Source organism: Paraburkholderia phymatum STM815 (assembly GCF_000020045.1).
Taxonomy (GTDB): domain Bacteria; phylum Pseudomonadota; class Gammaproteobacteria; order Burkholderiales; family Burkholderiaceae; genus Paraburkholderia; species Paraburkholderia phymatum.
The window spans coordinates 2,515,027-2,541,060 of record NC_010623.1 but is presented as its reverse complement, the minus strand read 5'-3'; the positions used below and the strand labels follow the sequence as shown (position 1 = coordinate 2,541,060).

Here is a 26,034-nt window from a genome sequence, read left to right as displayed (position 1 = left end):
TGGATCGCAAGCCATTCACACGCAACGGCCACATTCTTGCAAACGGGCGATCTGGCGGGGGTTTGCCAGCCTTTTTGCGATAATGAATCGTCTGATGGTCGGGTAATTTCCCGTTAGCGTCGGCGCGGACCGTCCGGAAGTTCGCCATCCACTGCGCCGCCTCAAAATTCTCTACCCAGGAATAGTCATCACAATGGCCACTGCGACGCCCCGCACCAGCGACACCGCCCTGCTCGATTCGAAACACGCTGGCCGCTTCACGCTCGGCAACCGGATCATGCTGAGCTTCGGCGCGCTGTTCGTGCTGATGCTGTTGATGGCCGTGATCTCCTGGACGCGGCTGCGCACGATGGACGACGAAGCGCTCAGCATGGGCCGCGATTCCGTGCCCGGCCTCTATCTCGCGACGACGCTGCGGGCGACGGCCAACGAAAGCTACGCGACGCTGCAACGCGCGCTGTTTGTCGAAGGCAGCGGTGCCGCGATGACGAGCGATCTCGAACGCATGCCGCAGCTGCTGCGCAATTTCGATCAGATAGCGGCCCAGTATCAGGCGACGCTGTATCGCGACGCGGACCGCGAGCACTTCCGCGCCTTCCGCGCCGCCTGGGATCAATACCTGCCGCAGCTGAACGACGCGCTCCGCGCTGCGCCCGCTTCGAAGGCGCAGGCGCAGGCCGCTTTCCTCAAGCTCGCGCCCGCCTGGGACAACGTGATCCGCGCGGCCAACGAACTCGTCACCGAAAACCGCACGCAGGCCGACGATTCCGCCAAAGCCATCCGCGATTCCGTCAGCAGCACCGAAATCACACTGGCGACCGCGCTCGGCGTCACGCTGCTGGTCGCGCTGTTCACGGGCTTCTCGCTGTATCGCGCGATCACGGTGCCGATGGCGATCCTCGTGGACGTGCATAACGTGATGCGCACGGGCAATCTGACGCAGCGCCTGAAGCTCGGCCGCCGCGACGAGTTCGGCACGCTCGAAGACGGCTTCAACCGCATGGCCGAGGAACTCAACAGCCTCGTCGCCCAGGCGCAGAAGTCGTCGCTGCAGGTGACGACGTCGGTGGCCGAGATCGCCGCGACCTCGAAGGAACAGCAGGCGACGGCAACGGAAACGGCCGCGACGACGACGGAGATCGGCGCGACCTCGCGGGAGATTTTCGCGACCTCGCGCGACCTGCTGCGCACGATGAACGAAGTGTCGGCCGTCGCCGAGCAGTCGGCGGCGCTTGCGGGCACGAGCCAGAGCGGCCTCACGCACATGGAAGACACGATGCGCAGCGTGATGGAGGCGGCGGGCTCCGTGAACGCGAAGCTCGCGATCCTCAACGAGAAGGCCGTCAACATCAATCAGGTCGTGGCGACGATCACCAAGGTCGCCGACCAGACCAACCTGCTGTCGCTGAACGCGGCGATCGAAGCGGAGAAAGCGGGCGAATACGGCCGTGGTTTCGCAGTCGTCGCGACGGAAATCCGCCGGCTCGCGGACCAGACGGCCGTGGCCACGTACGACATCGAACAGACCGTGAAGGAGATCCAGTCGGCCGTGTCGGCGGGCGTGATGGGCATGGACAAGTTCTCCGAAGAAGTGCGGCGCGGCATGAGCGACGTGCAGCAGGTGAGCGACCAGCTATCGCAAATCATTCACGAAGTGCAGACGCTCGCGCCGCGCTTCCAGCTCGTCAACGAAGGCATGCACACGCAGGCGACGAGCGCGGAGCAGATCACGCAGGCGCTGTCGCAGCTGTCAGAGGCCGCCCAGCAGACGGCGGAGTCGCTGCGTCAGTCGTCGCAGGCTATCGACGACCTGACGCTGGTCGCGAACCAGCTGCGCACGGGCGTCTCGCGCTTCAAGATCGATGCCTGACCTCGCACGTATGCCTCCCGCTCGGCTGACACGGTAATCGCGATGCTCTTTCTTCTCTTCGAACTGGACAGCGACCGCTATGCGCTCGATGCCGCCGGCATCGTCGAAGTGCAGGCGCTGACGGCCGCAAAGTCGATTCCGGGCGCGCCCGCATGGGTCGCGGGTCTGATCGAGCAGCACGGCGAGCTGGTCCCTGTGATCGATGTCGCGCAGCTTGCGCTAGGTCGTCCGTCGCAGCGCTGGCGTTCGACGCGGCTCGTGCTGGTGCGCTATCGGGAAACGCGCGAAGCGCCATCGCGGCTGCTCGGCCTGATCGTCGAGCGCACCACGCAGACGTGCCGCATCGAACGCGAGCGTTTCGCCGACAGCGGCATTGCGACTCCGCACGCGCGCTGGCTCGGTCCCGTCGCGAGCGACGAGTTCGGCATGATCCAGTGGATCGACGTACAGCAGATGCTCGACGACGACGTGAAGGCACTGCTTTTCCCGCAACCCGAGCCTCGTGCGCAATGAATGCCGCGAACGCCTTCATGCCGCGCTTCGAAGCCTGGCTCCTGCGGGAGACGGGGATCGACGCGTCGTCGCTCGGCGTGGCCGCGCTCGAACGCGCGGTGCTCGAACGCGTGCGCGTCGCGTGGATCGGTGCCGATGCGCACGACACGAGCGTGTGCGTCGATCCCGCCGACATCGACGCGTACTGGCAGCAACTGACGACGTCGCGCGACGAGCGGCAGGCGCTGATCGAAGCGCTCGTCGTGCCCGAGACGTGGTTCTATCGCGACCGCGAAGCGTATGTCGCGCTCGCGCGGCTCGCGAACGAGCGGCTCGTGCGCGAGCCGGCGCGTCTGCTGCGCGTGCTGAGCCTGCCTTGCTCGACGGGCGAGGAGCCGTACTCGGCTGCGATGGCCCTGCTCGACGACGGCATCGGCGAGAACCGCTTTACCGTGGAGGCATTCGATATCAGCGCGCGCGTCATCGATCATGCGCGCGCCGGCATCTACGGACGCAATTCGTTTCGCGGCCTTCCGCTCGCGTTTCGCGACCGGCATTTCACTGCGCTCGAGAACGGCTGGCAACTGGACGAGCGCGTGCGGCAGACGGTTCGCTTCGCGCAGGCCAACCTGTTCGACTTACAGGCGAACGCGCAAGCGCCCTACGACTTCATCTTCTGCCGCAACGTGCTGATCTATTTCGATCGCGAAGCGCAGGACCGTGCAATCCGTCTGCTCGACGCGAGTCTCGCCGATGGCGGCACGATCTTCGTCGGTCCCGCGGAAACGGGCCTGATGTTGCGTCACGCGATGACGTCGGCGCGCATTCCACTCGCCTTTGCGTTTCGGCGCAGCACACGGGAGGAACGGGACACCACGCGGCGGGCGGTGCAGCAGGCTGTGCCCGTAGCGGCGCGCGACATGCATGCGCCCAGATCCGCTGCAGCCGAACGCGAATCGGCAAAGCCATCGCTCGCGCAGCGCGCGTTCACGCGCGCACCGTTGCGCGCGCCCCGGCCTGTCCAGGCGATGCCGCCCGACGCGTCGCCGCAGCCGGCCGCCGAGCGCTCGCTCGATGCGGCGCGCCGCCACGCCGATGCCGGCGACTTCGACGCCGCGGAACGCCTCGCGCATCAGCATGCGCTCGTGCACGGCCCGAACGTCGACGCGTTCTATCTGCTGGGACTGATCGCGGATGCGCGCGGGCGCGGCGACGCTGCCGCAGACTTCTATCGCAAGGCGCTGTACCTGGACCCCGCGCATTACGAGGCGCTCACGCATCTGGCCGTGCTGCTCGATATCGGCGGCGACCGCGCGGGCGCGCAGAACCTGGTGCAGCGCGCGCAACGCTCGGCCGCGCGCGCCGCGCAGTCGACGGACGCGTCGGCAGACGAAGCACAACGCTCACGAGGATTCCATGCTTCACGACGCGCCTGACGTCGCGAGCGCGACCGTGCGCATCGACGACTGCTGGAATCGCATCGGCACGCGCGGCGACAACACGTGCCCGCGCCTCGCCGACTATTCGCGCTGCCTGAATTGCCCCGTATTCGCGCAACGCGCGGCGCGATTGCTCGACCGGCCGTTGAGCGACGCGGACGTCGCGCCGCGTCGGCACGCTGGCGAAGTGAGCGGCGTTGCCCCTGCCGAAGACACCGCGACGGATTCGGCGCTCGCCTTCCGCATCGCGGGTGAATGGCTCGCACTGCCGACCCGCGTGCTGCGCGAAGTCGACGCTATCCGCGCGATCCATTCGCTGCCTCATCAGCGTTCGCGCGCAGTGCTCGGCATCGTCAACGTGCGCGGCGCGCTGACCCTCGCGGTCTCGCTCGGCGAACTGCTGAACATGGAGCCGGCCGCACACGCACAAGCGGTTGCGCGCAACGGCCACGCGCGCATGCTGGTCGCCGCGCATGACAGCGAGCCGCCCGTCGCGTTTCCCGTCGATGAAGTGGAAGGCGTGATCCGTTATGCCGATGCCACGCTCCTGCCCGTGCCCGCGACGCTCGCGCACGCTACCGCATCGCATGCGCGCGGCGTGCAGGTGTGGCGCGACCAGGCCATCGGCGTGCTGGACCCCGCGCGTCTGTTCGACTCGATCGCCCGGAGCCTGCGATGACGGATGACGATCTGAGCCGCCAGTCGCTGCTCGACCTGTTCCGCGAAGAAGCGGGGGCGCAAACGCGCGTGCTGTCCGACGGCCTGCTTGCACTCGAGCAGCGCCCCGCCGACGCCGCCGCGCTCGTTGCGTGCATGCGCGCCGCGCATTCGCTCAAGGGCGCGGCGCGCATCATCGGCTTGCAGGATGGCGTCGATATCGCGCACCTGATGGAAGAATGTTTTGTCGGCGCGCAGCGCGGCGAATTGCTGCTGACGCCCGCGCATATCGACGTGCTGCTGCGCGGCGTCGATCTGCTGTTGCGCGTAGGCGAAGCGAAGCCGGAAGCGCCCGTCGCCCGCGCGGATATCGATGCCTTCGTGCGGCGGCTGTCCTCGCCCGAGCATGGCGCGCACGAGCCGGCCGTACAGCAGGCAGCGGATGCCGGCTCCGATGTGTACGCGCAGATTCAGGCGCAGTTGCAGGCCGATGCGCTCGCGCAGCGCGAGGAAGCTGCGCCCGCCGATCCCATCGAAAAGCCCGACGCCGCACGGCACGCTGACCGCATGCTGCGCGTTCGCGCTGCGAATCTCGACCGCGTGCTGAGCCTGTCGGGCGAAGCGCTTGTCGAGTCGCGCCGGCTCAAGCCATTTGCGTCGTCGATGCTGCGCATGAAGCGCACGCACCGCGAAACTTCGCTCGCACTCGATGCGCTGTACGACACGCTTGCCGTGCATCTCGACGAGGCCGCGCTGTCGGCGCTCGCCGACGTTCGCAGCGCGCTCAACGGCATGCAGCAGACGCTCGGCGCGCGTATCGACGAACTCGATCACTATGAGCGCAGCAGCGCCAATCTTGCGCAGCGCCTATACGACGAAGCACTGCAATGCCGGATGCGTCCATTCGGCGACGCGACGCATGCGTATCCGCGCGTCGTGCGCGATCTCGCGCGTTCGCTCGGCAAGCGTGTGACGTTCGAGATCGTCGGCACCTCGACGCAAGTGGATCGCGACATTCTCGACATGCTCGACGCGCCGCTCGGCCACCTGCTGCGCAATGCGATCGATCACGGCATCGAGCGACCCGAGCAGCGCGTCGCGAGCGGCAAGCCCGCCGAAGCACACGTGACGCTCGAAGCGCGCCACAGCGCGGGCAAGCTGCTGATCAGCGTCAGCGACGACGGCGCGGGCATCGATCTCGACGAAGTGCGCGCGGCGGTGATCCGGCGCAAGCTGGCCGACGCGGACACGGCTGCAAGTCTGTCCGAACAGGAGCTGCTCGACTTCCTGCTGCTGCCGGGCTTTTCGATGCGCGAGCAGGTCACGGACGTGTCGGGACGCGGGGTCGGGCTCGACGCCGTCCACGAGATGGTCAAGGCCGTGCGTGGCACCGTGCGCATCGTCAACGATCCCGGCAAAGGCTCGCGCTTCGTGATGCAGTTGCCGCTGACGCTGTCCGTGGTGCGCAGCCTGCTCGTCGACGTAGGCGGCGAGGCGTACGCATTTCCGCTCGCGCATGTGCGCCGCACGCTCGAACTCGCGCGCACGGATATCGACATGCTCGAAGGCCAGCAGCATTTCGCGTTCGACGGCAAACCCGTCGGACTCGTCACCGCGCACCAGCTGCTCGGTGCGCAGGCGGCGGGCGCGGCGCGCGAATCGGTGGCCGTCGTCGTGATCGGCGACGAGCGCGAGACCTATGGCATCGCCGTCGACCGCTTTGTCGGCGAGCGGATGCTCGTCGTGCAGCCGCTCGATGCGCGCCTCGGCAAGATCCGGGACATCGCGGCGGCCGCGCTGGTGGACAACGGCGACGCGGTGCTGATCGTCGATGTCGACGACCTGCTGCGTTCCGTCGACAAGCTCGTGCGCGGCGGCCAGCTCGACAAGATCGGCCGCGTGCACGATGTCGCGGCACGGCAGCGCAAGCACGTGCTCGTCGTCGAAGATTCGCTGACAGTGCGCGAACTCGAACGCAAGCTGCTGGAAAAGCGCGGTTATGCAGTGACGGTCGCCGTCGACGGGATGGACGGCTGGAACGCGCTGCGCAGCGGACACTACGATCTCGTCGTCACCGATATCGACATGCCGCGCATGGACGGCATCGAGCTCGTCACCCTGATCAAGCGCGACCCGGTGTTCAAGCCCGTGCCCGTGATGATCGTGTCGTACAAGGACCGCGACGAGGACCGCCGGCGCGGGCTCGAAGCGGGCGCGGACTACTATCTCGCGAAGGGCAGCTTCCACGACGAAGCGCTGCTCGATGCCGTACGCGATCTGATCGGAGAGGCGGTCCAATGAAAACTGGCATGACCATCGGCATCGCCAATGACCTGCCCCTCGCCGTCGAGGCGCTGCGCCGGGTCATTGCGCTGCGTCCCGAACATCGCGTGCTGTGGGTCGCCGCGAACGGCGAAGAGGCCGTCGATTTCTGCGCGGCGCAAACGCCCGATGTCGTGTTGATGGATCTGATCATGCCGAAGCTCGACGGCGTGGAAGCGACGCGCCGCATCATGGCGCGCACGCCGTGCCCGATCCTGATCGTGACGAGCAGCGTCGGCGCGAACACGTGGCGCGTCTACGAGGCGATGGGCGCGGGCGCACTCGACGCGGTCGATACGCCGACGCTCGCTGGGCGCGGCATCGGCGAATCAGCTCAGCTCATGCTGCAGAAAATCGACCAGATCGGCCGGCTGATGGAACGCCCCCCCACGCCCCGGCAAACAGCCGCCGCGCCGCTGCAGCCCGACGCCCGGCGGCTGGTCGCGATCGGCGCGTCGGCGGGCGGTCCGGCCGCGCTCGCCACCGTGCTGGGTAGCCTGCCTGCGGGCTTCGCGGCGCCCATCGTGATCGTGCAGCACGTCGACGCGGTGTTCGCCGACGGCATGGCGCAATGGCTCGACGGGCAGACGCCGCTCACCGTGCGCACGATCCGCGAGGGCGAGCCGCCCGCCGCGGGCGTCGCTCTGCTTGCAGCGACCAACGATCACCTGCTGATGACACAAAACGGCGCCCTGCACTACACTCCCGATCCGGTTGAACTGCCGTACCGGCCTTCCGTCGACGTGTTCTTTCAGAGCGTCGTCGAGCACTGGCCCGGCGACGCGCTCGGCGTGCTGTTGACGGGCATGGGCCGCGATGGCGCGATCGGCCTCAAGGCGATGCGCGCGAAGGGCTACGAGACCATCGCGCAGGATCAGGCGTCCAGCGCCGTGTATGGCATGCCGAAAGCGGCGGCCGCGCTGGGGGCGGCGAGCAAGATCCTGCCGCTGGGCAGCATTGCGGATCGGCTCGCGGCGTTCGCGCGCCGGTGAACGGGCCTGAAGCGGGCGTGGAGCGCGACGGTAACGGTATTCACGGCAGCGGGGCCGGGCACAACACAGAGACAGGGCATGAGCAGCATTTCCGACAGAGGTACGCAAATGGACTTCGATCAAATCGGCGCACGGGACCAGGGAGGTTCCACATCGACGTCGGCCGACCGCGCCAATGCCGCGCTCGAAGCCGCGCGCGCCGCGCTCGAAACGGCCGCGCTGTCCGACATGCCGATCATGGTGCTGCTCGTCGACGATCAGGCAATCGTCGCGGAAGCGGTAAGGCGCGCGCTCGCGAACGAGGAAGGCATCGACCTGCACTACTGCGCAAGCGCCGACGAAGCGATCCGCGCGGCCACCCACACGCGTCCCACGGTCATCCTGCAGGATCTCGTGATGCCCGGCATCGACGGTCTCACGCTGGTCAAGGCGTACCGCGCGAACACGAAGCTGCGTAACGTGCCCATCATCGTGCTGTCGACCAAGGAAGAGCCGACCATCAAGAGCGCGGCCTTCGCGGCGGGTGCGAACGACTATCTCGTGAAACTGCCCGACCGCATCGAACTCGTTGCGCGCATCCGCTATCACTCGCGCTCTTACGTCAACCTGCTGCAACGGGACGAGGCGTACCGCGCGCTGCGCGAATCGCAGCAGCAACTGCTGGAAGCGAACCTCGAACTGCGCAAGCTCACGCAATCCGATGGCCTGACGGGTCTGTCGAACCGCCGCTATCTGGACGAGTACCTCAACGCCGAATGGCGGCGCGGGATGCGTGCGCAATCGGAAGTGTCGTTGCTGATGCTCGACGTCGACAACTTCAAGCCGTACAACGACACCTACGGCCACGTCGCGGGCGACGAAGTGCTCAAGCAGATTGCATCGACGGTGGAAGGCTGTCTCGGGCGGCCCGGCGATCTTGCCGCGCGTTTCGGCGGCGAGGAGTTCGCGGTCGTGCTGCCCGGCACGGCGGCGGGCGGCACGCGCCTGCTCGCCGAAAAGATCCGTCTCGAAGTGGAGGCGCTGCGCATTCCGCATGCGGGCTCGTCGTCGGGAAACTATGTGACCGTCAGCGTCGGCTGCGCGACGCTGGTGCCCGCCCCCGATGCGCAGATGACGACGCTGATCGAAACCGCCGACCTCGCGCTCTATCGTGCGAAGCGCGACGGGAAGAACCGTGTCGCGGCGATGGAGGGAGGCAGGAGCGGGACACGGGGGACCGCGGAGTGATGCGGGAGCGCCTGCGTCTGTGCTCCCCAAAAGGCTCACGCCGATTCGCGCCCCACCACGCTGAACCCGACATCGACGAACGCACGCTCGTGAATCCCGTTCAGCCGGTCGAGCAGCGCGCGCGCCGCGCTCACGCCGATGCGTGTGCCGTCGACGCGAACCGTCGTCAGTTGCGGTGTCGTTTCCGTCGCGAAGTCCAGGTCGCCGAAACCGCAGATCGCAAGCCGCGCAGGCACATCGATGCCCATGCGCCGTGCCGCGCCGAGCGCGCCGATCGCCAGCAGGTCCGAGCCGCAAAACACGGCATCGACCTCCGGCGCGCTGTCCAGCAATCGCGGCAACGCGGCCTTGCCCGTCGCCAGCGAACTGGGCGGCGCGACGATCACTTCCGCCACGTCCCTCATGCCCGCCTTCGCGAGCCGCTCGCGAAAGCCGGCGCGGCGCGCGAGCGCGCGTACGTCGCTCGCCGAAATCAACGCGGGCCGTTTCGCGCCGCGCGCGAGGAAGCGCTCCGCCACCGCCGCGCCGATCTGCTCATGCGAGAAGCCGACCAGCATGTCGATGGGCGTCTGCGTCATGTCCCACGTTTCGACGACGGGAATGCCCACGTTGCGCAGACGCTCGCGCAATGAATCCGTATGCGCGACGCCCGTCAGCAGCACGCCCTCGGGCCGGCGGCTCAGCACGGTATCGAGCAGGTTTTCTTCGTTGCTGTCGCTGTAGCCGCTCAGTGCGAGCAGCACTTCATAGCCCGCGCGCGACATGGTCTCGCTGAACACCTGAATGGTCTCGGAGAACAGCGAGTGCGCGATGGTGGGCACGATGGCTGCGATCAGCCGCGAGCGCGCCGACGACAACCCGCCTGCGAGTCGGTTCGGCACATAGCCAAGTTTCTGCACGACCTGGCGCACGCGCTCGAGTGTTTCGGGCGCGACGGACGCCGGGCTGTTGAACACGCGCGACACCGTGATGGGCGAGACGCCTGCTTGCGCCGCGACGTCCGTGATGCGCAAGCCCTTCGGCCCGCCGCGCGTGCGACGCGCGGGGGTGGCGCTGTCCTTGAGATCGATCGGCGCGTCGTCGGTTGGCTTGGCGGTCGGCATGAAAATAATGCACCAGAAAAGTTGCGCGGCTATTGTAGCCAATGCTTGATGCGCGCTTTCACACGCACATTCGCACGCGCTTTCATTCGATCGCCGGCGCGCCGCTGACGTCGTGCGCGGCACGTGCGCCGCGGCGCAGAACGAAACTCGTGACAATCGCAAAGATCAGCATGCACGCGGCGGGAATCAGCATCGGCGCCTGTGTGCTGCCCGTCGCCTGCTTCACGAACGGCACCAGATTCTGCGCGATGAAGCCGCCGATATTGCCGAGCGAGTTGATGGCCGCAATGCCGGCCGCCGCACGCGCACCGGACAGGAACTTCGGCGGCAGTGTCCAGAAGCATGGAATCAGCAGATACATGCACGGCGCGCCGAAGCACAGCGCGATGAAGCGCAGCGTATTGGTCGGCAGGAACACCGACGACAGGAAGAACACCATGCCGAGCAGGGCCGATGCGAGCATCGCGATGATCGCGCGATTGCCCGCGCGCAGTTTCGACGGCAGCCACGCGAGCACGATCGTCGCCATGAGCCACGGCATGATGTTGAGGAAACCGTTTGTCGTGTTCGTGACGCCGAAGCCTTTGACTAGCGTCGGCAGCCAGTAGCTCACGCCGTACACGGAGATCGACAGCATCATGTAGTAGAGCGCCATACCGATCACGCGCGGTTCGGCGAGCACGGACAGCAGCGTCGTGTGATGCGCGGCGTGCTTGCGGGCCTGCGCGCTTTCGTTCTCCAGCGTGCGCGCAAGCCAGCCCTTTTCTTCATTCGACAGAAACTTCGCTTCGCGTGGCGATGCGGGCAGGCAGAACAGCACGACCAGCGTGAGCAGCACAGAAGGCATGCCCGTCACGACGAATACGAGCTGCCATCCTTGCAGCCCGAGAAAGCCCCCCTTGTCGAGCAGCCATCCGCAGATCGGCGCGCCGACCATGTTGCCGAGGCTGCTGCCCACCGTGAAGTAACCGAGCATCCGCACGCGATGCCGCTGCGGAAACCACAGCGTCAGGTAATAGATCACGCCGGGATAAAGGCCTGCCTCCGATGCGCCCAGCAGAAACCGCAGCACATAGAACGTCGTCGCGTTTTGCGTGAACGCGAGCAGGATCGTCACGATGCCCCACGTCAGCATGATGCGGGCCATCCATTTCGGCGCGCCGTACCGGTGCAGCAGAATATTGCTTGGCACTTCGAAGATCAGATAGCCGATGAAGAACAGCGACGCGCCCAGGCCGTACGCCACTTCCGACAGCCCCAGACTGCCGAGCATCTGCAGTTTCGCGAAGCTGATGTTCGAGCGGTCGATGTACGCAACCAGATACAGGACGCCGAGCAGCGGCATGAGCCGCAGTCCCAGACGATTGATGAGGCGCGATTCGTCGATCGCAGAAGTGACGGTATGCACGGTGTCTCCTGAGCCTGCTGTCTGTGCGCGGGCCTCTTGATGGCGGTTGTCGTCGTGACGGGTTGCGCGTGACTTCCGCGGCGCGCTAGTTCCCCTGCTCGCGCCACAGCTTGTAGGCGGCCAGCGTTTCTTCATTCGGTGGATACGTGCCGCGCAGCGGACTGCCTTCGGCGACACGCTGCTGGATGAACACTTCGAGCCGCTCCTGCTCGGTCGCATCGCGGGCGACGTCTTCCGCCATCTCGCGCGGCACGATCACCACGCCATCCACGTCCGCGACGACGATATCGCCCGGATAGACGGGCACGCCGCCGCACGCGATGGGCACGTTCATGTCGACGGCGTGATGCTTCGCGAGATTGAGCGGCGCGCTCGCGCCCGCGCACCAGATGGGCAGCCCCAGCTCGGAGATCGTGCCGCTGTCGCGCACGGCCCCGTCCGACACCATGCCTGCGACGCCGCGCTTCGCGAGCCGCAACGCGAGAATCGAGCCGACGGACGCGACCGTGCGGTCGCCGCGGCAATCCTGCACGAGCACGCTGCCGGGCGGCGCGGTCTCGACGGCCTTGCGCTGCGGATGATCGGGGTTCTGGAACACGCCGACGTGATCGAGGTCTTCGCGCGCCGGGATATTGCGCAGCGTGAACGCGGGGCCGACCAGGTTCGGCGCGCCGGGTGCGGGCTTGACGAGCGGCGCGACGCCTTGCAGGAACACATTGCGCAGGCCGCGCTTGAAGAGCTGCGTGGTGAGTGTCGCAGTGCTGACGTGGCGGAGTTGTTCGAGCGCTTGCGCACTCACGGTCGTTTCGGTTGCGGTCATGTTCAGTGCCGGGTGACGCGGTACGCGTTAATGGATTTCCGGCTCATCGCGGTTCGTATCCGATGAGACGGTCAGTTTTTCTTCGAGGAAATCGAAATCGCAGCCCTTGTTCGCCTGGGTCACGTGCAGCTGATGCATCACGCCGAAGCCGCGTTCGAAAGGACGCTTCGGCGGTTGCCACGCCTGCTTGCGCGCGGCCAGTTCCTCGTCGTCAACATCGACATGCAGACGGCGGGCAGCCACGTCCAGTTCGATGATGTCGCCGTCCTTCACGAGCGCGAGTGGCCCGCCGACGAACGATTCGGGCGCGACGTGCAGCACGCACGCGCCATAGCTGGTGCCGCTCATGCGTGCATCGGAAATACGCAGCATGTCGCGCACGCCCTGCCTCAGCAGCTTCTGCGGAATCGGCAGTTGGCCCCATTCGGGCATGCCCGGCGCGCCGACGGGACCGGCATGCTGCAGCACGATCACCGAATCGGCCGTCACGTCCAGGTCTTCGCTGTCGATGCGCGCGGCCATGTCGTTGTAGTCCCTGAACACGACGGCGGGTCCGCGATGCTTCAGCAGATGCGCTTCCATCGCCGCCGGCTTGATGACGGCGCCATCGGGTGCGAGATTGCCCGTCAGCACAGCGAGACCATCGCGTTCGACGAGCGGATTGCCGCGCTTGCGGATCACGTCGTCGTTGAAAATCTCCGCGCCCGCGATGTTCTCGCCGAGAGTCTGGCCGTTCACGGTCATCTGCGTGCCGTCGATCAGTTCGCCCAGTTCCGCCAGCAACGCGCGCAAGCCGCCCGCGTAATAGAAGTCCTCCATCAGATACTGGCCCGCCGGGCGGATGTTACCGAGCACGGGCGTCACGCGCGCCAGTTCGTCGAAGCGCGCGGTGGTCAGATCGATGCCCGCGCGGCGCGCGACGGCCACCAGATGCACGATCGCATTCGTCGAGCCCGACATCGCGAGCACCGTCGTCACCGCGTTGTCGAACGACTTCGCCGTGAGAATGTCCGACGGCTTCTGATCGGTCCACACCATCTCGACGATGCGCTGACCCGTCAGCGACGCATATTGCGCGTGACGCGAATCGGCGGCGGGAATCGACGAGAAGCCGGGCAGCGTGAGACCGAGCGCTTCCGTCGCGCTTGTCATCGTAGAGGCCGTGCCCATCGTCATGCAGTGGCCCGGCGAACGCGCGATACCGCTCTCGATGCCCTTCCATTCGTCTTCCGTGATCTTGCCCGCACGCAGTTCTGCCCAGTATTTCCACGTGTCCGAGCCGCTGCCGAGTGTGCGGCCGTTCCAGTTGCCGCGTAGCATCGGGCCGGCGGGCAGGTAGATCGCGGGCAGATCCATGCTGATCGCGCCCATCAGCAGACCCGGCGTGGTCTTGTCGCAGCCGCCCATCAGCACACAGCCATCAAACGGATAGGACTTCAGCAACTCTTCCGTCTCCATCGCGAGGAAGTTGCGGTAAAGCATCGTGGTCGGCTTCTGGAACGGCTCGGCGAGCGTCATCACGGGCATTTCGACGGGAAAGCCGCCCGCCTGCCAGATGCCGCGCTTGACTTCCTCCACGCGCTGCTTGAAGTGCGTGTGGCACGAGTTGATCTCGCTCCACGTGTTGACGACGGCAATCACCGGCTTGCCCATGTAGTCCGACGAGTGATAACCCATCTGCGCGGTGCGCGAGCGGTGGCCGAACGAACGGAGATCGTTGACGCCATACCAGCGGTAGCTGCGCAGTTCTTCAGGCTTCTTACGATTCGCGGGCAAATCAGTCTCCTTGGTAACGCTATCATTTCCGGTCGCAAACGCGGCGATGCGACAGGAAGGACGTCAACTTTCGCGGCTGCAAAACGATGATCGGATGCGCGCATGGTAGCGTTATCATCCAGCTGCGTCCGCCAGGGATAGTACGGAGAATCCGCGGGAAAGCGCCTTGGGACGCGCCGCGCGGACCAGCCGGTACGGCGTTCCTCGCGTCAGACTTCTTTCGTGTCGAACACGAGCAGTTCGACGCCCGCCTGCGCGAAATTCTGCAGGTCGGCGGTGGTGGCCGCCGCCTCGGGCGTACCCATCGCCTGCTGCAGCGAGTCGAAGCTGTCGAAACTGAGGATGGCGGCGAGCGCGTACGGCGACTCGCCCTTGGCGCTCGCCACGGGCCCGACGCTCACTTCGTAGCCGCGCAGGCCGGGAATCGATTTCGCGAGCGGCACGTGTTTGTCGAAGTAATGGGCGTCGAATGCGTTGCGGTCGGTGGGGGTCTTGTAGAGCGCGACGAGCTTTGCCATGTCATGCCTCCTGAAACGAACGTTCAGTGTTGCGCTGCCTGCTAATGACCAATGCGGCTGGCCAATGCAGAATGCCGCTCGAACGGCTCATGGATTCTACGCCCGGCCTATGCGAAAGCCGAGTGAACGGACCGCGTTCTGAATCAGCGCGGATGCTGCGACCGGCGTCAACCGGGCGGGCGCCGGCGCAACGCCCACCAGCCCGCAAGCACGGTAAAACTCACGACGAGCAGCACCATCACCCAGAAGCCGTGCTTGTTTTCCGCGAGCGGCACGCCGCCGACGTTCATCCCGAACAGACCCGCGATGATGTTGATGGGCAGCGCCAGCACGGTCACGATCGTCAGCGTGAACAGCGTGCGGTTGGTCTGTTCGTTCAGTCGCGCGGCGATCTCTTCCTGCAGCAGCTTGATGCGCTCTGCGAGACCGGACAGGTCGCCGAGCACCAGCGAGAACTCTTCCGTCGAATCGCGCAGGCTCTGCACGTCTGCGGGCAGCAGCCACGCGGGCGGCCGCACCAGTAGCCGGAAGATCGAGCCGGGCTCGGGCGCAAGCAGCCGCTGCAGGCGCACCAGCACGCGCCGCATCGCGCCGAGGTCGCGGCGGCTCTGATAGACCCGCTGCGACAGAAAATGATCTTCGATTCGGTCCACCTCGACGCTGGTCCGGCGCACGATCTCGACGAGCAGGTCGGCCTGGTCGCGCAGCAGATGGATCAGCAATTCCGCCGACGTGTCGAAGCGCTCGCCGTTGCGCACCGACGCGCGCAGCCGGTCCACCGAGCGCAGTTGCTTCAGGCGCGCTGTCACCATGATCCGCTTGTGCGTGTAGACCCACAGCGTCGCGATCTCCGAAGGCGTCTGCTCGAAGTCGTACATCACATCGTTGACCACGGCGAGCAGCGCGCCGTGCTGATGCTCGATGCGCGTGGAGTGGGAGCCTTCGCGCAGCGCTTCGAAGAAGGTGTCGGGCAGATCGAGATGCGTGCGGATCCAGCGTTCGCTGGACACATGCGCGAGATTGAAATGCAGCCAGAGGAATTCGCTCTGGTGCGCGTCCGACGCCTTCGTCTCGTTGCGGCATTCGGCCAGCCATTCGGCGGCCGTGTCGGTATCGACGGCCTGGCCGGGCGTGTCGGGTGCAAAGCGAAATCCGCAAACGAGGCCGGAGCGGTCCGCTCCGTAGGTGCTGGGCGCCAGGTTCAAAGTCATGTGCATTTCGGGGTGGGGTCCACGAAAGCGCCATTCTGACATGAGCACCGCGTCAGCAGCGTTACGCGACAGCTGCTCGACGCTGATGCGCCGGCGACTTGACGGCCAATTGACGCCTTTTTCGGCGGCGATGCCAGCGGGAGCGGCAAGTCTCGCTCCCGCCTCCTTCGATACGCAGCCGCCCGCACGGGCGCGGACGGCCGCACGGGACGCTTACGCAGCGAAGCCGCCGTCGATCAGCAGGTTCGCGCCCGTCACGAACGCCGCTTCCGGGCTCGCGACATACGCGACCATACCTGCGATTTCGTCCGTCGTAGCGTGACGCGGGATCGCCATCAGGCTGTGCAGCGATGCACCGAACTCGCCCGCTTCCGGGTTCATGTCGGTATTGACGGGGCCGGGCGCCACGTTGTTAACCGTGATGCCCTTCGGACCGAGATCACGCGCAAGGCCTTGCACGAGCCCGAGCAGCGCCGACTTGCTCATTGCGTACGCCGCGCCGCCCGCGAACGGCATGCGCTCGGCATTCGTGCTGCCGATATTGATGATCCGGCCGCCTTGTCCCATGTGCGGCAGCACCGCCTTCGATGCGACGAACACGGCGCGCACGTTCACTTGCACCGTCGCATCGAAGTCTTCAAGCGTGAAGCTGTCCAGCGTGCCGATGCGCAGCACACCGGCGTTGTTCACGAGGATGTCGATCTTGCCGAGTTCGCGCGCCGTCTCGTTGATTGCGTTCGTCAGCGCAGCGGCATCGGCTACGTCCGCCTTGACGGCAATGGCACGCCCGCCCGCTTTTTCGATGCTCGCGACGAGATCGTTCGCTCCCGCTGCCGAGCTGTGATACGTGAAGGCGACCGTCGCACCTTCGCGGGCAAGCCGGCGAACCACCGCCGCGCCGATTCCGCGTGCACCGCCCGTGACGAAAGCAATCTTGCCTTGAAGATTCGAGTTCATGTTGTGCTCCTGATGAAGTGGTGTTGAGGTGATGCAAGTATGGCCAACCGATTACATTGCCGGTAGGATCGAATCACGACTAACAGTTTCAACCACAGGTATAAGTCAATTGCGGGGCGTGATTGTCCGCAACCGGCTAACACGACACCGTATGGAAGCCCTCAATCTCATCGAATCGTTCATCCAGACGGCCGAAACGGGCAGCTTTTCGGCGGCCGCGCGCAGGCTCGGCCTCACGCCTGCCGGCGTCAGCAAAAACGTCGCGCGGCTGGAGACGCATCTAGGCGTGCGGCTCTTTCACCGCAGCACCCGCAAGCTGACGATGACGCCCGGCGGCGAGCAGCTATGGGCCGACGCAGGCGCGCCGTTCGCGAGCCTGCAGGACGCGTTCGCGCGCGCCGCGCAGCATGACGGCAAACCATCCGGCGTGCTGAAAGTCGGCATGGCGTTGTCGTTCGGGCGGGAATATCTGGTGCCGCTGCTCGGCGAATTTCTCGAACGCTACCCCGACATCGTGCCCGACTGGCACTTCGACAATCGCGCCGTCGATCTGATCGCGGGCGGCTTCGATGCCGCGATCGGCGCCGGGATCGAGTTGACGCAAGGCGTGGTCGCGCGCGAAATTGCGCGGCCTTGCACGATTGTCGCGGCGTCGCCGGCGTATATGAAGGGCCGGCCGCTGCCTGCGCACCCGTCCGAACTTGCAGAGCTGGACGGCATTGCGCGACGCTCCAGCAGCACGGGCCGCCTGCGTGCGTGGACGATGCGCAACCAGGTCGGCGAAGAGGCGCTCGCCGAATGCCGGGTGCGGATGATCTTCGACGATCCCGAGGCGATCGCGCATGCGGCGATGCAAGGTCTCGGCATCGCCTTCCTGCCCACGCCGCACGCCGCGCCGTGGATCGAAAGCGGCCAGCTGATGCGGCTGCTGCCCGGCTGGCACGCGCCGATCAGCCCGCTTACGCTCTATTACCCGAACCGCAAGCTGTTGCCCGCGAAGACCCGCGTGTTCATCGATTTCATCGTCGAGGCGTTTCGCGAGCGGCGGCTCGCGGCGCGCTTCGACGCTCGCTAGGCGAGTCACCGACAGCCGCCTCGCGGCGCTTCTACGCACAATCCATGACAGGGTTTTTCTGTACGCAAGCTGAGGCCGCATCTGTCGATATATCAGAAGGAGACATGCGCGCCGCATTGCGTCGACGCGCGCCCACATTTCAAACATCGCGCACGAAGCGAGGCGTCCGAATGGTGAAGCTGAGTTTTACGCAGAAGTTGTGGTTGCCGCTCGTCGTCAGCCTGATCGCGTTGTTGCTGGTATCGGTGTCGGCGGCGTATCTGTCGCGCGAGACGCGCATCGAGGAGCGCAAGAATGACCTCGTGAACGTTGCGCATGTCGGCTTGTCGCTGGTTCAGGAATACGCGGCGCTCGCGCAAAGCGGCAAGCTCAGCGACGCGGATGCACGCAAGGAGGCGCTCGCCCGCTTGCACGACATCCGCTACGGCGAGGACGGCTACTTCCTCGTGATCGATTCGACGCCGCGCATGGTCATGCATCCCATCAAGCCCGCGACGAACGGCAAGGATCTCGCCGGCACGGCCGACGCCGACGGACGCCATCACTACGTGACATTCGCGAAAGTCGCGCAGTCGGCCGATGGCGGCTTCGTCGACTACGTGTTTCCGCATTCGCGCGCCGCGTCCGCGTCGGGCCCCGCTGAAGCTGTCGGCAAGATCGGGTATGTGGTGCGCTACGCGCCGTGGGACTGGATCATCGCGACGGGCGCGTATGTCGACGATATCGACGCCGCGTTCATGCGCTCGCTCTATCTGATCGGCGGCGTGTTCATCGGCATTGCGCTGCTGCTGGCCGCGCTCGTCGCGGTGACCAACCGTAGCATCCAGCGCACGATCGGCGGCGACCCCGTCTATGCCGCCGACGTCGCAAATGCGATCGCGATCGGCGATCTGACCGTGTCTATCGATACGCGCGAGAACGACGAGCGCAGTCTGCTGCGCGAAATGCGCCGCATGCGCGACACGCTGACGGACACCATCCGCGCAATCAAGCACGCCGCCGATAACGTCGCGACGGGCGCGGGGGAAATTGCCAGCGGCAATGCGGACCTCTCGTCGCGCACCGAGAATCAGGCCGCCTCGTTGCAGGAGACGGCCGCCAGCATGGAGCAGATGACGTCGATGGTCCGGCAGACGGCCGAAAACGCGCGCACCGCGAGCGAACTCGCCGAAAGCGCCGCGCAGATCGCGAACCAGGGCAGCGTGATGGTCGGCGAGGCCGTCTCGACGATGCGCGACATCTCCAGCGAATCGCAGAAGATGGTCGAAGTGATTGCGGTGATCGAAAGCATCGCCTTCCAGACCAACATCCTCGCGCTGAATGCCGCCGTCGAAGCGGCGCGCGCGGGAGAACAGGGACGCGGCTTTGCCGTCGTCGCGGGCGAAGTGCGCACGCTTGCGCATCGCAGCGCGGGCGCTGCCAAGGAAGTGCGTCAACTGATCAGCCGCGCCGTCGACAAGGTCGGCAACGGCGCGGGCCTCGTCGAGCGCACGGGATCGACGATTCAGCAGGCACGCGACGCGATTGCGAGCGTGACGGGCGTGATGCAGGAAATCGCCGCGGCTGCCGCCGAACAGAGCGCGGGCATTGATCAGGTCAACCTGGCCGTTACGCAGATGGACAGCCTCACGCAGGAAAATGCCGCGCTCGTCGAACAGGCGGCGGCCGCCGCGCATTCGCTGACGGAACAGGCGGGTCGGCTGAAGACTTCGGTTGACGCGTTTCAGGTGGCGGAAACCGTCTGACGTCCGGATAGCCGTTGCTGGGTTTCATGTGGTTGGACCAGTTCCCGCCGCTTCATGCTACTCGTGAAGGTTGGTGCGCACGTAGTCGATATGCGTGTGCATCGCCGTGCGCGCTTCTTCGGGCCGGCGCATACAGATCGCATCGCACACGGCGCGATGCTGGATCAACAGCTGGGCCGACTCCTCCGCGCCCAGCGCCCGCACATCCGTGCCACTGATCGTGATGTGTTCGCGCAGCATGCCGAGAATGCTCGTATGCAGATGCAGAAACATCGTGTTGTGCGAAGCCTGTGCGATTGCGTCGTGCAGTTGCGTGTCGGCCGTGGCTTCGCTGTCCTTGTCGTCGCAATCGTGCGAGCGCTCCAGTTCGCGCATCAGCGAACGGATGCGTTTGATATCCGCTCCCGTCGCACGCATCGCGGCGAAATACGCCGTCGCGCCTTCCAGCACGCGGCGAAACTCGAGAATGTCGTTGCGCAACACCGGGTGGTCCGCGACCAGTTGGCCCCACGGCGACGCGATGCCCGCGCGCAACTGATCTGTCGCGTACACGCCCGCGCCGCGCCGGCTTTGCAGCAGGCCGCGCGCCGCCAGCCGCTGGCTCGCCTCGCGCACCGTGTTGCGCGACACGCCGTACTGATCGGCCAGCGTGCGCTCGGCGGGCAGCCGTGAGCCCGGCGGCCACGTGCCGTCGAGCAGCGACGTTTCCATCTGGCGCATGATGCCCTCCACCCTGCCCCGCTCCCGCGTCTGCGTCGTCATGTCTCGCTCCCTCATTGGTCCAACCAATTTGTATTGTCGCGCACATTTGGGAATCATGCGTCAACGATTCAAGCAATCCGCGCTGCCGCTTGCGATGCAAGGGGCGCAAAGCGGACGCATTCTGGAGCGAGATATGAAGGAAAGGCAATATCCGGCCGCGCCGCGCGACGTGTATCTGTTCGCCACCTGCCTGGTCGACCTGTTCGTGCCCGAAGCCGGCCTCGACGCCGTGAAGCTGCTCGAACGCGAAGGGCTCGTCGTTCACTTTCCTCATGAGCAAAGCTGCTGCGGCCAGCCCGCGTACAGCAGCGGCAATCCCGAACAGGCACGCGACGTCGCGCGCGCCCAGTTCGATCTCTTTTCGAACCCGTGGCCCGTGATCGTGCCGTCGGGCTCGTGCGCGGGCATGATGCGCCACCACTGGCCCAAGCTCTTCGCAGACGATCCCGCGATGGCCGTCAAGGCAAAGGAACTCAGCGAACGCGTCTACGAACTCAGCGAATTCCTGCTGCGCGTGCTGCATATCGAATGGCCCGTTACAAGCGACGCAGCCGATGAGCGCATTGTGCTGCATACCTCGTGCGCTGCGCGACGCGAAATGGGCACGCGCGTGCACGGCGTCGAACTCGTCGATGCGTTGCCGGGCGTCACGCGCATCGAGCACGAACGCGAATCGGAATGCTGCGGTTTCGGCGGCACCTTTTCGCTGAAGCATCCCGACATTTCCGGCGCGATGGTTCGCGACAAAGTCGCGTCGGCGTGCGCAACGGGCTGCGATCGCATCGTATCCGCCGATTGCGGTTGCCTGCTGAACATCGGCCATGCGGCCCGTCATCAACGCGCACCTGTCGAAGTCGAGCATATCGCGAGCTTCCTGTGGCGGCGCACGCAACGCGCCGATGCACACGACAAGGGAGACAACGCATGAACGCGCGCGAACGCATGCTCGGACGGTTGCGCGCCGCCGTGCCCACTCATGTTTCAGGCGACGATCTGAAACGCCTCGATGCCGGCATCGATCTGCATTATGACGGCCGCCGCGTCACAGCGCCGACGCAGACGCTCGTCGAATCGATGCAGGCTGCGCTGCAGGCTTCACACGCCGACGTCATTCGCGCGACGGAGCGCACGTGGCCTGCGTTGCTTGCGCAACGTCTGCTCGATGCGAACGTGAAGCGCGTGCTGCTCGACACGTCGCGCGCGGAAGGTGCCGCGTTGCACCAGGCACTGGCGCCTTCCGTCGCGACACGCAACTACGATCAGCCGATCGAAAACTGGAAAGCCGAATTGTTCGACACGATCGACGCCGGCTTCACGGTCGCGCGCTCGGGTCTCGCTGCGACGGGCACGCTGATCGTTGCACCCGACGCGGGCTCGCCGCGCACCATGTCGCTCGTGCCGCCCGTGCACATCGCACTCGTCTACGCACACACGCTGCACGCGGACCTGCACGCCGCGATGCGCGCCGAGCAGTGGCAGGCCGGCATGCCGACCAATCTCGTGATGATCTCCGGCCCGTCGAAGACATCCGACATCCAGCAAACGCTCGCCTACGGCGCGCATGGTCCGCGCGAACTGTGGGTCGTGATCGTCGAACATCAGGCAGACCTCTTGCACGGAGACGCCGCATGAACGCCACCCCGATGCACTTCGTGCCGCCGCAGGACTTCAGGACGCGCGCCCGCGCCGCGCTCGACGATCCCAAACTGCGCAGCAGCTTCCGTGGCGCCATGGACTTCCTGCAAACCAGACGCCGCACGCAATTCCCCGACGAAGACGAACTCCAGCAACTGCGCGATCTCGGCGAAGCCGTGCGCCAGCACGCGCTGTCGCGTCTTCCCGATCTGCTCGTGCAGCTCGAAGAACAACTCACGGCGCGCGGCGTACACGTGCATTGGGCCGAAACGGCCGCCGATGCCACCGCAATCATCCATCACATCGCGCAATCGCACGACGCAAAGCGCGTCATCAAGGGCAAGTCGATGGCGAGCGAGGAGATCGAGCTCAACCATTATCTCGAAGCGCGCGGCATCGACTGCATCGAATCCGATATGGGCGAGTACATCGTGCAGCTCGCGCACGAAAAGCCGTCGCATATCGTGATGCCTGCGATCCACAAGACAAAGGCCGACATCGCCGAGCTGTTCGAGCAGCACATCCCCGATACGCGCTACACAGAAGATGTCGACGAACTGATCCGGACGGGTCGCCGCGCGCTGCGCCGCGCATTCGTCGATGCCGACATCGGCCTGTCGGGCGTCAACTTCGCAGCTGCCGATACGGGCACGCTCTGGCTCGTCGAAAACGAAGGCAACGGACGCCTGTCCACGACCGTGCCCAATGTGCATATCGCGATCATGGGCATGGAGAAGGTGGTCGCGAAGCTGTCGCACATCGTGCCGCTCTCCAGTCTCCTGACGCGCTCGGCGACGGGCCAGGCGATCACCACGTACTTCAATCTGATCACCGGCCCGCGCCGCGAAGGCGAACGCGACGGTCCGCGCGAGATGCATGTGGTGCTGCTCGACAACGGCCGCACGCAAGCCTATGCCGACGATCAGTTGCGCGCCACGTTGCAATGCATCCGTTGCGGCGCGTGCATGAATCATTGCCCCGTGTACACGCGAATCGGCGGACATGCGTACGGCACGACATATCCGGGGCCGATCGGCAAGATCATTTCGCCGCATCTGCTGGGCCTCGAAGAAACCGCCGATCTGCCGACGGCATCCAGCCTGTGCGGCGCATGCGGCGAAGTGTGCCCCGTGCGCATTCCGATTCCCGAATTGCTCGTGCGCCTGCGCACGGAGGCGAACCGCGATCCGCACGAAGTGGTCGCGCATCCGCTGCGCGGCCAGGGTGCGAAGTTCAGCCGTGAAGAGCAGTTCGTGTGGCGCTTCTGGAGTGGCGCGTTCGCGCATCCGCGCGCATACCGGATGCTGCGCTGGGCCGCGACACGGCTGCGCGCCTTCGCACCGAAGAACCAGATGGGCTGGACCCGTCACCGCGAGCCGCTGAAGCCTGCCGCGCGCAGCCTGCACGATCTGATGCGCGAGCGCGGCCAACCCGAATAGCGCTTTCACTGTAGTCCGATCATCGACACGCGTGCATCGTCTTCACAGGCGACGCACAGCGAGCGGCTGCATGCCGCCGACAAGAATTCATTGAACGCATTTTCGGAGGAGACCGACATGCACCCGTGGTATCAGACCTATCTGCCCCTCGGCAGCCTCTGGCTATCCGCGCTCGCGGCCAGCATCCCGATCATCTTTTTCTTCGTCGCGCTGGCGGTGCTGCGCCTGAAGGGGCATGTCGCGGCGGCGGGCACGCTGATCCTGTCGCTCGCCGTCGCGATCGTCGCCTACGGCATGCCCGCGCCGCAGGCCTTCGCCGCGGCGGGTTTCGGTTTTGGCTACGGCTTGTGGCCGATCGCGTGGATTATCGTCACGGCCGTGTTTCTCTATAAGCTGGTCGTGAAGACAGGGCAGTTCGACATCATCCGCGCATCGGTGCTCGCGCTGACGGACGATCAGCGCCTGCAGCTGCTGCTGATCGGTTTTTCGTTCGGCGCGTTTCTCGAAGGCGCGGCAGGCTTCGGCGCACCCGTCGCGATTACGGCAGCCCTGCTCGTCGGGCTGGGCTTCGATCCGCTGAAGGCAGCGGGCCTGTGCCTGATCGCGAACACTGCGCCCGTCGCGTTCGGCGCGATGGGCATTCCCATCATCGTCGCGGGCCAGGTGACGGGCATCGATCCGTTCCTGATCGGCGCGACGGCGGGTCGCCAGTTGCCGTTGCTGTCGCTGGCCGTGCCGTTCTGGCTTGTCTTCATGATGGACGGCAAGCGGGGCATCAAGGAAACGTGGCCGGCCGCGCTCGTCGCGGGGGGCAGTTTCGCGGTCACGCAGTACTTCACGTCGAATCACATCGGACCGGAGTTGCCCGACATCACGTCGGCGCTTGTCAGCCTCGTCGCACTCGCGTCGTTCCTGAAGGTCTGGCAACCGCACCGTGCGCACGATACGGCACACGGCACAGTCGGTGGCGGCGTGGCGGCACTTTCTCTTGGTGGTATGGGCGGCAGTACCAGTGGCTCACATGGCGCGAGCCGTCGTGCATCGCCGTACACGCTCGCGCAGACGATCCGCGCCTGGGCGCCGTTCGGCATCCTGACGGCCGTCGTCACAGTGTGGAGCCTGCAATCGTTCAAGGCGCTGTTCGCGGCGAAAGGTGCGCTTGCATGGAGCATCATCAAGTTCAAAGTGCCTGCGCTCGATCAGCTCGTCATGAAAACTGCGCCCATCGTCGCGACGCCCAAAGCGTATGAAGCCGTGTTCAAGCTCGATCTGCTCTCCGCAGTCGGCACGGCGATTCTGCTGACCGCGCTGCTTTCGATGCTCCTGCTGCGCGTGAAGCCGCGCGTTGCGCTCGCGACGTTCGGCGAAACACTGATGGAACTGCGCCGTCCCATTCTGTCGATCGGTCTCGTGCTGTCGTTTGCGTTCGTCGCGAACTATTCGGGCATGTCGTCGACGCTGGCATTGCTGCTCGCCGGCACGGGCGCCGCATTTCCGTTCTTCTCGCCGGTGCTCGGATGGCTCGGTGTATTTCTGACGGGTTCGGACACATCGTCGAATGCGCTGTTCTGCTCGCTTCAACATACGACCGCGCATCAGATCGGCGTGTCGGACACGCTGCTGGTGGCCGCGAATACGACGGGCGGTGTGACGGGCAAGATGATTTCGCCGCAGTCGATCGCGGTCGCCTGCGCGGCGACGGGTCTCGTCGGACGCGAGTCGGAACTGTTCCGCTTCACCGTGCGGCATAGCCTGCTGTTCGCGGTGATCGTTGGCCTGATCACGCTGCTGCAGGCGTATGTGTTGCCGGGGATGCTGCCGGGCTGATCCTGTTGCCGGCTGATGGCCTCTGCTGAACGCCCGCATTGGTGCGGGCGTTTTGCTTAAGTATCGCTCCACATGCGCAGCAGGTTGTGATAACAGCCCACCAGCGTGCGGCGCGCCGCTTCATCGCCATTCGATGCGTTGAGACGCTGGATCGCGCCGTCGAGATCGAACAGCATCGCGCGCTGCGTGTCGTCCCGCACGAGGCTTTGCACCCAGAAGAAGCTCGCTACGCGCGCGCCGCGCGTGACGGGCCGCACCTGATGCAGGCTCGTGCCCGGATAGACGATTGCGTGTCCGGCGGGCAGCTTCACTTCCTGCACGCCGAAGGTATCTTCGATCAGCAGTTCGCCGCCGTCGTATTCGTCGGGAGGCGTGAGAAACAGCGTGACCGAAACGTCGGTGCGCACGCGTGCGCCGCTGCCTGGCACGAGCCGGATCGCGCCGTCGACGTGACTGCCGAAGTGCATGCCGCCTTCATAGCGGTTGAAGAGCGGCGGGTACACCTTGTTCGGCAACGCGGCGCTGATGAAAAGCGGGTGGCGTTCCAGCGACGCGACGATCCTGTCGCCCATTTCCAGCGCGATCGGCGATCCCTCCCCGATCTGCTGGTTGCGTTTGACGGGGGCGCCCTGATAGCCGGCTGTCGCACGGCCATCGACCCATGCGTCGCTCGCTTCGAGTTGCGCGCGCATCGCCGCGGCTTCGGCGGGGCTCAGTACGTCCGGGATCGAGACAATCATTGTTCAAGTACCTGCGTAA

Annotated in this window: 22 protein-coding genes; 13 read left to right on the top strand and 9 right to left on the bottom strand. The window is 65.7% G+C overall.

Annotated elements, in window-relative coordinates; translation table 11 throughout:
- Positions 1-193: 193 nt before the first annotated feature.
- From BPHY_RS26990 to BPHY_RS26960, 7 genes are all read left to right on the top strand, one after another.
- Positions 194-1,870 (top strand): methyl-accepting chemotaxis protein, encoded by a 1,677-nt coding sequence (locus tag BPHY_RS26990; RefSeq protein ID WP_012404637.1) that lies wholly within the window; start codon positions 194-196, stop codon positions 1,868-1,870.
- Between the two features lie 42 nt (positions 1,871-1,912).
- On the top strand, positions 1,913-2,383 hold the full coding sequence (locus BPHY_RS26985; RefSeq protein WP_012404636.1) for a chemotaxis protein CheW: 471 nt from the start codon (positions 1,913-1,915) through the stop codon (positions 2,381-2,383).
- A complete protein-coding gene (locus BPHY_RS26980) occupies positions 2,380-3,798 on the top strand; it encodes a CheR family methyltransferase (RefSeq protein ID WP_012404635.1) in 1,419 nt (472 codons plus the stop codon). The genes BPHY_RS26985 and BPHY_RS26980 overlap by 4 nt, the downstream gene beginning before the upstream one ends.
- Positions 3,779-4,480 carry a chemotaxis protein CheW gene (locus tag BPHY_RS26975; protein ID WP_012404634.1) on the top strand — a complete coding sequence of 234 codons (702 nt, stop codon included), beginning with the start codon at positions 3,779-3,781 and terminating at the stop codon, positions 4,478-4,480. The genes BPHY_RS26980 and BPHY_RS26975 overlap by 20 nt, the downstream gene beginning before the upstream one ends.
- Positions 4,477-6,759, top strand: a complete 2,283-nt coding sequence (locus BPHY_RS26970) for a hybrid sensor histidine kinase/response regulator (RefSeq protein WP_012404633.1) — start codon at positions 4,477-4,479, stop codon at positions 6,757-6,759. The genes BPHY_RS26975 and BPHY_RS26970 overlap by 4 nt, the downstream gene beginning before the upstream one ends.
- 8 nt (positions 6,760-6,767) lie before the next feature.
- A complete protein-coding gene (gene cheB / locus BPHY_RS26965; RefSeq protein WP_041765445.1) occupies positions 6,768-7,772 on the top strand; it encodes a chemotaxis response regulator protein-glutamate methylesterase in 1,005 nt (334 codons plus the stop codon).
- A 108-nt stretch (positions 7,773-7,880) separates the two neighbouring features.
- Positions 7,881-8,999, top strand: a complete 1,119-nt coding sequence (locus tag BPHY_RS26960) for a diguanylate cyclase (protein WP_012404631.1) — start codon at positions 7,881-7,883, stop codon at positions 8,997-8,999.
- 35 nt (positions 9,000-9,034) lie between these two features.
- On the opposite strand, the gene BPHY_RS26955 is transcribed toward BPHY_RS26960, so the two are convergent.
- From BPHY_RS26955 to BPHY_RS26925, 7 genes are all read right to left on the bottom strand, one after another.
- A complete protein-coding gene (locus tag BPHY_RS26955; RefSeq protein WP_012404630.1) occupies positions 9,035-10,102 on the bottom strand; it encodes a LacI family DNA-binding transcriptional regulator in 1,068 nt (355 codons plus the stop codon).
- An 82-nt stretch (positions 10,103-10,184) separates the two neighbouring features.
- On the bottom strand, positions 10,185-11,510 hold the full coding sequence (locus BPHY_RS26950; protein WP_012404629.1) for an MFS transporter: 1,326 nt from the start codon (positions 11,508-11,510) through the stop codon (positions 10,185-10,187).
- 85 nt (positions 11,511-11,595) lie between these two features.
- On the bottom strand, positions 11,596-12,330 hold the full coding sequence (locus BPHY_RS26945) for a ribonuclease activity regulator RraA (RefSeq protein WP_012404628.1): 735 nt from the start codon (positions 12,328-12,330) through the stop codon (positions 11,596-11,598).
- Positions 12,331-12,357: 27 nt separating this feature from the next.
- Positions 12,358-14,106 carry an L-arabinonate dehydratase gene (gene araD / locus BPHY_RS26940; RefSeq protein ID WP_012404627.1) on the bottom strand — a complete coding sequence of 583 codons (1,749 nt, stop codon included), beginning with the start codon at positions 14,104-14,106 and terminating at the stop codon, positions 12,358-12,360.
- Positions 14,107-14,315: 209 nt separating this feature from the next.
- On the bottom strand, positions 14,316-14,624 hold the full coding sequence (locus tag BPHY_RS26935; RefSeq protein ID WP_012404626.1) for an EthD family reductase: 309 nt from the start codon (positions 14,622-14,624) through the stop codon (positions 14,316-14,318).
- Positions 14,625-14,791: 167 nt separating this feature from the next.
- Entirely contained in the window at positions 14,792-15,877 is a 1,086-nt protein-coding gene (locus BPHY_RS26930; RefSeq protein WP_012404625.1) for a transporter, read from the bottom strand.
- A gap of 171 nt (positions 15,878-16,048) precedes the next feature.
- On the bottom strand, positions 16,049-16,792 hold the full coding sequence (locus tag BPHY_RS26925; protein WP_012404624.1) for an SDR family oxidoreductase: 744 nt from the start codon (positions 16,790-16,792) through the stop codon (positions 16,049-16,051).
- 151 nt (positions 16,793-16,943) lie between these two features.
- On the opposite strand from BPHY_RS26925, the gene BPHY_RS26920 reads away from it, so the two are divergent.
- Together BPHY_RS26920 and BPHY_RS26915 are read left to right on the top strand one after the other, a co-directional pair.
- Entirely contained in the window at positions 16,944-17,867 is a 924-nt protein-coding gene (locus BPHY_RS26920; protein ID WP_012404623.1) for a LysR family transcriptional regulator, read from the top strand.
- Between the two features lie 170 nt (positions 17,868-18,037).
- Positions 18,038-19,612 carry a methyl-accepting chemotaxis protein gene (locus BPHY_RS26915; RefSeq protein ID WP_012404622.1) on the top strand — a complete coding sequence of 525 codons (1,575 nt, stop codon included), beginning with the start codon at positions 18,038-18,040 and terminating at the stop codon, positions 19,610-19,612.
- A 57-nt stretch (positions 19,613-19,669) separates the two neighbouring features.
- Here the strand turns inward: BPHY_RS26915 and BPHY_RS26910 are convergent, their stop codons facing one another.
- The gene (locus BPHY_RS26910) at positions 19,670-20,374 is read right to left on the bottom strand and encodes a FadR/GntR family transcriptional regulator (RefSeq protein WP_012404621.1); all 705 of its coding nucleotides are present in this window, start codon (positions 20,372-20,374) and stop codon (positions 19,670-19,672) included.
- Positions 20,375-20,507: 133 nt separating this feature from the next.
- Between BPHY_RS26910 and BPHY_RS26905 the strand changes: the two genes are divergently transcribed.
- The 4 genes from BPHY_RS26905 (at position 20,508) to BPHY_RS26890 (ending at position 25,275) form a co-directional block, all read left to right on the top strand.
- A complete protein-coding gene (locus tag BPHY_RS26905; protein ID WP_012404620.1) occupies positions 20,508-21,302 on the top strand; it encodes a (Fe-S)-binding protein in 795 nt (264 codons plus the stop codon).
- Positions 21,299-22,006, top strand: a complete 708-nt coding sequence (locus BPHY_RS26900; protein ID WP_012404619.1) for a LutC/YkgG family protein — start codon at positions 21,299-21,301, stop codon at positions 22,004-22,006. Before BPHY_RS26905 ends, BPHY_RS26900 begins: the two co-directional genes overlap by 4 nt.
- Positions 22,003-23,448, top strand: coding sequence for a LutB/LldF family L-lactate oxidation iron-sulfur protein (locus BPHY_RS26895; protein WP_012404618.1), 1,446 nt, complete (start codon positions 22,003-22,005; stop codon positions 23,446-23,448). The genes BPHY_RS26900 and BPHY_RS26895 overlap by 4 nt, the downstream gene beginning before the upstream one ends.
- A 117-nt stretch (positions 23,449-23,565) precedes the next feature.
- The gene (locus BPHY_RS26890) at positions 23,566-25,275 is read left to right on the top strand and encodes a lactate permease LctP family transporter (protein WP_012404617.1); all 1,710 of its coding nucleotides are present in this window, start codon (positions 23,566-23,568) and stop codon (positions 25,273-25,275) included.
- A gap of 56 nt (positions 25,276-25,331) precedes the next feature.
- Here BPHY_RS26890 and BPHY_RS26885 read toward each other — a convergent pair whose 3' ends face one another.
- Positions 25,332-26,015, bottom strand: coding sequence for a Fe2+-dependent dioxygenase (locus BPHY_RS26885; RefSeq protein WP_012404616.1), 684 nt, complete (start codon positions 26,013-26,015; stop codon positions 25,332-25,334).
- Positions 26,016-26,034: the final 19 nt, after the last annotated feature.

Coding starts and splice junctions, on each gene's coding strand:
- BPHY_RS26990 (WP_012404637.1), top strand. CDS start 194: ATGGCCACTGCGACGCCCCGCACCAGCGACACCGCCCTGCTCGATTCG.
- BPHY_RS26985 (WP_012404636.1), top strand. CDS start 1,913: ATGCTCTTTCTTCTCTTCGAACTGGACAGCGACCGCTATGCGCTCGAT.
- BPHY_RS26980 (WP_012404635.1), top strand. CDS start 2,380: ATGAATGCCGCGAACGCCTTCATGCCGCGCTTCGAAGCCTGGCTCCTG.
- BPHY_RS26975 (WP_012404634.1), top strand. CDS start 3,779: ATGCTTCACGACGCGCCTGACGTCGCGAGCGCGACCGTGCGCATCGAC.
- BPHY_RS26970 (WP_012404633.1), top strand. CDS start 4,477: ATGACGGATGACGATCTGAGCCGCCAGTCGCTGCTCGACCTGTTCCGC.
- cheB (WP_041765445.1), top strand. CDS start 6,768: ATGACCATCGGCATCGCCAATGACCTGCCCCTCGCCGTCGAGGCGCTG.
- BPHY_RS26960 (WP_012404631.1), top strand. CDS start 7,881: ATGGACTTCGATCAAATCGGCGCACGGGACCAGGGAGGTTCCACATCG.
- BPHY_RS26955 (WP_012404630.1), bottom strand. CDS start 10,102: ATGCCGACCGCCAAGCCAACCGACGACGCGCCGATCGATCTCAAGGAC.
- BPHY_RS26945 (WP_012404628.1), bottom strand. CDS start 12,330: ATGACCGCAACCGAAACGACCGTGAGTGCGCAAGCGCTCGAACAACTC.
- BPHY_RS26935 (WP_012404626.1), bottom strand. CDS start 14,624: ATGGCAAAGCTCGTCGCGCTCTACAAGACCCCCACCGACCGCAACGCA.
- BPHY_RS26930 (WP_012404625.1), bottom strand. CDS start 15,877: ATGTCAGAATGGCGCTTTCGTGGACCCCACCCCGAAATGCACATGACT.
- BPHY_RS26925 (WP_012404624.1), bottom strand. CDS start 16,792: ATGAACTCGAATCTTCAAGGCAAGATTGCTTTCGTCACGGGCGGTGCA.
- BPHY_RS26920 (WP_012404623.1), top strand. CDS start 16,944: ATGGAAGCCCTCAATCTCATCGAATCGTTCATCCAGACGGCCGAAACG.
- BPHY_RS26915 (WP_012404622.1), top strand. CDS start 18,038: ATGGTGAAGCTGAGTTTTACGCAGAAGTTGTGGTTGCCGCTCGTCGTC.
- BPHY_RS26910 (WP_012404621.1), bottom strand. CDS start 20,374: ATGACGACGCAGACGCGGGAGCGGGGCAGGGTGGAGGGCATCATGCGC.
- BPHY_RS26905 (WP_012404620.1), top strand. CDS start 20,508: ATGAAGGAAAGGCAATATCCGGCCGCGCCGCGCGACGTGTATCTGTTC.
- BPHY_RS26900 (WP_012404619.1), top strand. CDS start 21,299: ATGAACGCGCGCGAACGCATGCTCGGACGGTTGCGCGCCGCCGTGCCC.
- BPHY_RS26895 (WP_012404618.1), top strand. CDS start 22,003: ATGAACGCCACCCCGATGCACTTCGTGCCGCCGCAGGACTTCAGGACG.
- BPHY_RS26890 (WP_012404617.1), top strand. CDS start 23,566: ATGCACCCGTGGTATCAGACCTATCTGCCCCTCGGCAGCCTCTGGCTA.
- BPHY_RS26885 (WP_012404616.1), bottom strand. CDS start 26,015: ATGATTGTCTCGATCCCGGACGTACTGAGCCCCGCCGAAGCCGCGGCG.